The sequence below is a fragment of the Microvirga sp. 2YAF29 genome (genome assembly GCF_052114605.1).
GTDB lineage: Bacteria > Pseudomonadota > Alphaproteobacteria > Rhizobiales > Beijerinckiaceae > Microvirga.
This window is the reverse complement of record NZ_JBFRFB010000017.1, coordinates 40,559-47,139: the sequence shown is the minus strand read 5'-3', so window position 1 is coordinate 47,139 and position 6,581 is coordinate 40,559. Positions and strand designations below refer to the sequence as shown.

General features: G+C 61.0%; 4 protein-coding genes. 3 read left to right on the top strand and 1 reads right to left on the bottom strand.

Going from position 1 to position 6,581, the window contains the following annotated elements; all coding sequences use genetic code 11:
• The 3 genes from AB4Y85_RS17545 to AB4Y85_RS17535 all read left to right on the top strand — a co-directional run.
• Positions 1 to 593, top strand: a 593-nt coding sequence (locus AB4Y85_RS17545) for a hypothetical protein (RefSeq protein ID WP_441986210.1), incomplete at its 5' end; no start/stop codon positions are given.
• 147 nt (positions 594 to 740) lie between these two features.
• Positions 741 to 2,795 (top strand): type II secretion system secretin GspD, encoded by a 2,055-nt coding sequence (gene gspD, locus AB4Y85_RS17540; protein ID WP_441986209.1) that lies wholly within the window; start codon positions 741 to 743, stop codon positions 2,793 to 2,795.
• A 120-nt stretch (positions 2,796 to 2,915) separates the two neighbouring features.
• Positions 2,916 to 5,690, top strand: a complete 2,775-nt coding sequence (locus AB4Y85_RS17535; RefSeq protein ID WP_441986208.1) for a cadherin domain-containing protein — start codon at positions 2,916 to 2,918, stop codon at positions 5,688 to 5,690.
• Positions 5,691 to 5,731: 41 nt separating this feature from the next.
• On the opposite strand, the gene AB4Y85_RS17530 is transcribed toward AB4Y85_RS17535, so the two are convergent.
• Positions 5,732 to 6,571, bottom strand: coding sequence for a hypothetical protein (locus AB4Y85_RS17530; protein ID WP_441986207.1), 840 nt, complete (start codon positions 6,569 to 6,571; stop codon positions 5,732 to 5,734).
• Positions 6,572 to 6,581: the final 10 nt, after the last annotated feature.

Genomic DNA, 6,581 nt, shown 5'->3' with positions numbered 1-6,581 from the left:
GGGAAGGGTGGAGCTACACCTATACCGGCCTCGACGAGCTCGCCACCGCGACACCGCTCGGCACGACGGGCAAGGCGCAGAGCTTCGCTTACGACAAAGCGGGCAACATGACCGCCAACACCGGCATGGTTTATGCCTATCCCGGTCTGGACAAAGCGCACCCGCATGCGCCGACGCGCGTGGGCACCAAGACCTACAGCTACGACGGCAACGGCAACCTGTTGACCGGCGGCGACCGCACCTACACCTGGGATGCGGAGAACCGCCCGATCCGCGTCGATGTGGGGTCGGTTCGGACGGATTACGTTTATGCGCCTGACGGCTCACGCCTGAAGAAGATCGCCAGCGGTGCAGCGGGCGTGCGCACGAGCGTGTATCTCGGCCCCGATCTGGAGCGCACGCCGGAGGGCTTCTGGCGCAAATACCCGCATCCCGAGATCCGCCTGTCGACGGAGGGCGTGACGCGCAAAGTGCTGGTGCTGCACAAGGACCATCTCGGTTCGGTGCGCCTGATGACCAACGCGCTGCAGGTGGTGCGGCGCGATGCGGCCTACGACCCGTATGGCGAGACGGGCCTGACCACGATGACATAGCGTAAGCTAGAGCCGCCCATATCCCTCTACGAGCACCCCCATTCCAAAACAACCTGTGGATGACGTTGTCGGCCTCTATGCCATGCCCGGCCCTGCTACTGTAGGGATACATTAATACAAAATATATCTTTTGGTTGTGGGGCATTCATGAGGGGCAGGTTTTTGGCCATCGCTTTGGCGTTGGCTGCCTGTGGTTGCACATCGTCCGGCTCTTCCGACGTGGCGGGGACGCGCACGAGCATTCTTGGGCCGGGGGCTGCGTTCATCACGTCGGGGCGGCCCGAGCAGGGCTCGTCCGAGGCGCTGGCGAGCGATCAGGGAGATCGCCGTCGCGCGTTCACGGATATCGGCCAGGGCGGTTCTGCTGCGCCCACGGGTCCGGATTCCGGCGAGCAGGTGCAGGTTACAGACAACGGCACGAAGGTCATGCTCAACTTCGTGAACGTGGAGCTTCAGAGCTTCGTGCGCGTGGTGTTCGACGACATCCTCAAGGAAAACGTGATCGTCGATCCCGAACTCTCTGGGCGCATCACCCTGCGCACCACGGACCCTGTCTCGCGCAAGATGGCGATCAATCTCGTGCGCAACGTGCTGCAGCTCAATGGCGGCACATTGGCGAAGAGCGACGGCGTGTTCCGCGTGGCTTCGCGCGGTGCGGGCAATGCGCGCGGCCAGTTCGGCGAGAATATTCGCGTGGTCCCCGTGCGCTATCTCAACGCGGAGCAGGCGAGGGTGGCGCTGCAGCCTTTCTCGAACACGGGCACGGAAGTCACGGCCAACAACGAGGGCCGCTATCTCGTGATCTCGGGCATTCCGGGCGACCTCGATGCGATGACGCAGGTTCTGCAATCCCTCGATGTGGACCAGATGCGCGGCATGTCTTTCGCGCTGGTGCCGCTCAAAGATGCGAATGCCGCCTCCGTGTCGGACGAGATCGGCCAGATGTTCGCGCAGGGCGGCGCGCCGAACCTGAAGGTCATGCCGATCCAGCGCATGAATGCGGTTCTTCTCATGACCAGCGTTCCCGAAAGCCTGGACCGGGCGAAGTCCTGGATCGCGAAGCTCGACATGTCGGGCAACGACACCAAGCAGATCCGCGTCTTTCCGGTGCAGAACCGGCGGGCGACTGACGTCGCCGACATGTTGAGCGGCATCCTCGGCGGGGGAGGCGGGCGTTCAAGGAAAACGGACGATTCCCCCACCGCGCCCTCCCTGACCCCAGGCGTGGCGAGGAGCGATGCGGGTGGCGCGCGCGTGCAGGCCGCAAGCGTCAGTGACGCCACGGGTGCCATCGGCGATGAGCTCGGATCCGTGCTCGATGGCATCCATGTGCGCGCCGACGTTTCCACCAACTCCCTCGTAGTTCGCGCGGAGCCCGAGCAATACAGGCTGATCGAATCCACCATCAGGCGCCTCGATGTGCTGCCGACCCAGGTGCTGATCGAGGCGACCATTGCCGAGGTTTCCCTCAACGACGCCCTGCGTCACGGTGTGCGCTGGTATTTCCAGAACGGCCATCACGGCGTGGCGCTGAGCGATGCGGGTGGCGGCAATGCGTCGAGCCTGCTCTCCGGGTTCAATTATGTCTTCAGCGTTCCCAATGGCCGGCTGGTGGTGAACGCGCTGGAACAGGTGACGAACCTGGAGGTGATTTCCTCGCCCGCGCTCACCGTCCTCGACAACGAGACCGCCTCGCTGAAGGTCGGCGATCAGGTGCCCATCGCCACGCGCTCGGCGCGCACGGTGACGGCGCCGGATGCGCCCGTGGTCAACGATATCGAGATGAAGGATACGGGCATCATCCTGTCCGTGACGCCGCGTGTGAATTCCAGCGGCATGGTGATGCTCGATATCAGCCAGGAAGTCAGCGACGTGGTGGCGACGGCGACCTCCAATATCGACTCGCCCACCATCCGCCAGCGCAAGATCAACAGCTCGGTCGCCGTGCAGAGCGGCGCCGAGATCATCTTGGGCGGCCTCATCTCGACCAATCGCCAGAAAGGCAGCCAGGGTGTGCCTTTGCTGAAGGACATTCCCATTCTCGGTGCCGCTTTCACCAGCGATGCGACCAAGGAGCAGCGCCGGACCGAGCTGATGATCATCATCCGCCCGACCGTGATCGCAAACCGGCTCGACGTGGCCCGGGTGACCGAGGAGATCAAGGCCGGAATGGTCGGGATCTCTCAATCGCTGAGGCGCTGAGGTGCATGAAAACAGCCTGATCCGATACGGCTCACAGCCATTCACACTTCGCAAATCACGGGTGACGAGGCGTCGATTGAGCGCGGCCCGATTGCTTAAGAGAACTTGAGGGTGCTTACGATGAACATGAAGGTCGCAGACACATTTCTCCCGATGGCGGACCCCGAGCCTGGTACATCAGGGCGCGACAACATTCGGGTCACCGTAGATTTGCTCGAAGGGGCGACGCTGGATGGCGGGGGCGATATCGATACGCTGACCCTCGATGAAGGCGGCGAATTCGATTTGAGGACCGTCGATACCTTCGCCAATATCGAGTTCATCAAATGCGGCGGGGCGGACGACACGCTTGTGATGAATGTCGAGCAGCTGGACGGCGTCTTCACCATCGAAGGCGGCGGGGATGATAGCAAGCTTTTCCTCCATGGCGATGAGTTCGACCTGACGGGGCTCGTCATCAAGGATTTTGGGGAGATTCATCTGGAAGCGGCGACCTGGGGCGTGGAAGCGGACGTCTCCGACAAGGACACCGCCTTTCTTCTGCATCTGCATGGAGAGGGCGCGAAAAGCCTGACCCTTCGAGGGGATGTATTTTCTGAGGACGAGCGAAAGCAGCTCTTCGAGCGCGGCGTTACCACCATCATCGACGATGATGGCATGTATGAGAATAAATTGCCGGAACTGCAAAATCTCCCCGAAGCCGTCATGGTCGCTCCGGCCGGCTCGGTCATCCTCGATGCCGATGGGGACGCTCTCGTCGAGGACGACGGTGAGACACTGGCGTCGCTCAGCGTGGACCTGTCCTCGCTCTCCGGCGATGCGGAGACCGATAGTATCGGCATCACCTCGAACAATATCGTGGAGCTGCTGGGAGAGATGGAAATCGACACTGAGATCGAGGTTGACGGTGTTGTCATTGGAACAATCACCAACCTGACCGCGACCGGATTTTTCATCACCTTCAATGCGCAGGCCACTCAGGACCGGGTGTCCGAGCTGCTCCGGGTGATTTCGTACAAGAATACATCCACCGACACGGAATATGTGGGCCAATGTGCTGTCACGATCACCGTGACGGATCGCGGGCAGCAGAGCTCGAGCGTCATGACGACGGTCTCGGTGGCGCCTGTCGATGCGCTGGCTTTGACGGAGAACGAAGACCACCTGACGGGCACAGTTGCCGATGAAATGTTCATCGCGGATAGCCTGACTTTCACCGAAGACGACGTCATAGACGGCGGCGATGGAACGGATATCTTCCAGTCGCGCGGTGGGGATTTCGATCTGCGCTCCGCAGGAAAGCTCTCCAATTTCGAAATCCTGCGCGGTTCCAAAACCGCGGCGGATGCCATCACGCTCGATGCGGAGAGCGCGGGCTGGTTCAGTACGATCGATGGTGGAGGCGATATCTCCGAGAACACCCTCTTTCTCTCTGGCGCCGGCATCGACCTTCGCGGCAAGACCGTGCAGAACTTCCAGTCGATCACTCTGGACAGCGACACGGATGTGACGCTCGACAACAAGGATATCATTCTCCACCTTCAGGGGCATCTCAGCACAAACGACCACGTCATCCTGGAAGGCGACGTCTTCACGGAGGAAGAGCGGAACAAGCTGCTTGAGCAGGGCATCGACCAGATCACCGATGACAGCGGCACTTATTCCAATGACGTTCTGGCCGTCTCGGACCTGAACGGAGATGTCATCCGTACATTCTCGGGTCGTGTTGTCCTGATCGATGCGGGATCCAATGCCAGGATCTCCGGCGTCGTCCCTTTGGCGAGCCTCCTCGTGGAGATCACCCTGGGCTATAAGGATTCAGTGGACTCGCTCGGCCTGGACCTCTCGGGACGCGTTTCTCTCTCGAACGGGCTGCGCATCGGCAGTGACGTCCTGGTCGGCGAGACGGTGGTAGGGACCTTCGTCTGGGCCGAGAACGCAGGTTTCGAGATCGAGTTCGGCCCGGATGCCACGAGAGATCTGGTGCAGGATGTCTTGCGCGCCCTGACATACCGGAATGGCAATCCGGAAAGCACGCTTCTGAATGCCCATGAGGTGAGTATCACCCTGACCGGTCTCGATGGGCAGGAGGTCGTCTCCAAGACGACCATCGAGCAATATGTGTATCAGAAGCCGAGCCAGATCCTGCTTGATCGAAGCGATGTCAATGAGGCCTCCGTCAACGGCACCGTCGTCGGAACGCTGAGGGCAATCGATCCCGATCTGGGGGTGCAGGATACGTTCACCTATACACTGCTCAGCGATGCCGGGGGGCGCTTCGCGCTTCAGGGCGACCGTCTGGTGGTGGCCAACGGAAGCAAGCTCGATTTCGAGCAGGCCCAATCTTATTCCGTCATGGTCCGCGTGACCGACAAGGCTGGCCTGACCCACGATCAGCTTCTGACGATTACCGTCGGCGATGTTGCGAATGAGCGGGCCGTGGGATCCCCTGACAACGATCTCCTCATTGGCGGCTCGGGCCGGGACACGCTGGACGGTGGCCTGGGGAACGACACGCTCAATGGCGGCTTCGGCAGCGATGAGCTGACGGGAGGTGCTGGCGGGGATGTGTTCAACTTCAAGGACAAGCTATCCGCGAAGGAGAATCTCGACAGGATCGCGGACTTCAAGCCGCGTGAAGACAAGCTCTGGCTCGACAACGCCATCTTCAAGAAGCTCGGCAAGGCCGGTTCAGAGATGGCGCCTGCCAAGCTGAACAAGAAATACTTCAAGATCGGCACGCAGGCCGAGGATAAGGACGACTATCTGGTCTACAACAAGAAGACCGGCATCCTCTCCTATGACGCGGATGGCTCCGGCAAGGGCAAGGCCGTTGCCTTTGCGCAGCTTCCAAAGAACTTGAAACTGTCCGCTGCGGACTTCTTCGTGATTTGAGCCATCACACGGACAGGGGTGTGCCGGCACACCCCTGTCCGTCAATCCGCTGCTGGCCGGATGGATTTCCGCAAGACATCGCGCCACAGGATGATCCGAACCCGTCCCATGGCAGCGTCATGCAGAACCAGGGCCTCTCTTTCGATCTTGGTGTTCGCTCGAAGAACGCTTGCCCGGAGACGATAGATGGGCCGCTCTCCATCAAGGAGCGGGGAAAAGCGCGTTTTGATGGCCGACAATTCAGCGCCGGTCTTCTGTGTCTGACGTGCATTCGTGAGAGCGAGCAGATCAGCCTCCGTCATTCCTGGAACCTGGCGCAGGATGAGATCCGAGGCGGCGAGAGGGTCGATGCCTCGTGCGCCGGACAGGGTCGTGAAGATCTGCTCTAGGATCACGGCAATCTCATCGAACCTCTCTGCCGGATCGAGAAGAGCTTCCGTGGTCTCGATAATCCTGCCGTTTCTTCGAAAATCCGCCCATCGGGTCAGGAGGCGTTCCGCCTGCGCGCGATCCTTCACGGCGGCAAGCATGACGTTGCGCACAAGCTCCGGCTGACCGGAATTGAGATCGACCTTTCCCGCTTCACGGATCAGGCCGAGCTGGAGATCCGTGTCGGCGTAGCGCCACGAGACGGATGGCGCTTCCAGAAGGGATATGAGGAGAGGATCATCCTGACGCTCGATGGATGCGCGTATCCGGGCGATGCCTGCATCGGCAAGCGCGCGGGCTTCGATGGTTCCGACTTCCGTATCTGTGCTGCGTACATGCGCCCTCGTGACGATGGCCGCCGCGATGGTCAGAGCCGAGATGACAGCAGTCACGACGAGAACGGAGAGAAGCACGAAGCCATTCTGCGGGGAGGATGATGGAGCCGGGCGCATCGGGTCGCTG

What these genes read in the sequence shown, in the direction of transcription:
- gspD (WP_441986209.1), top strand. Translation starts at nt 741, where the DNA reads ATGAGGGGCAGGTTTTTGGCCATCGCTTTGGCGTTGGCTGCCTGTGGT.
- AB4Y85_RS17530 (WP_441986207.1), bottom strand. Translation starts at nt 6,571, where the DNA reads ATGCGCCCGGCTCCATCATCCTCCCCGCAGAATGGCTTCGTGCTTCTC.
- AB4Y85_RS17535 (WP_441986208.1), top strand. Translation starts at nt 2,916, where the DNA reads ATGAACATGAAGGTCGCAGACACATTTCTCCCGATGGCGGACCCCGAG.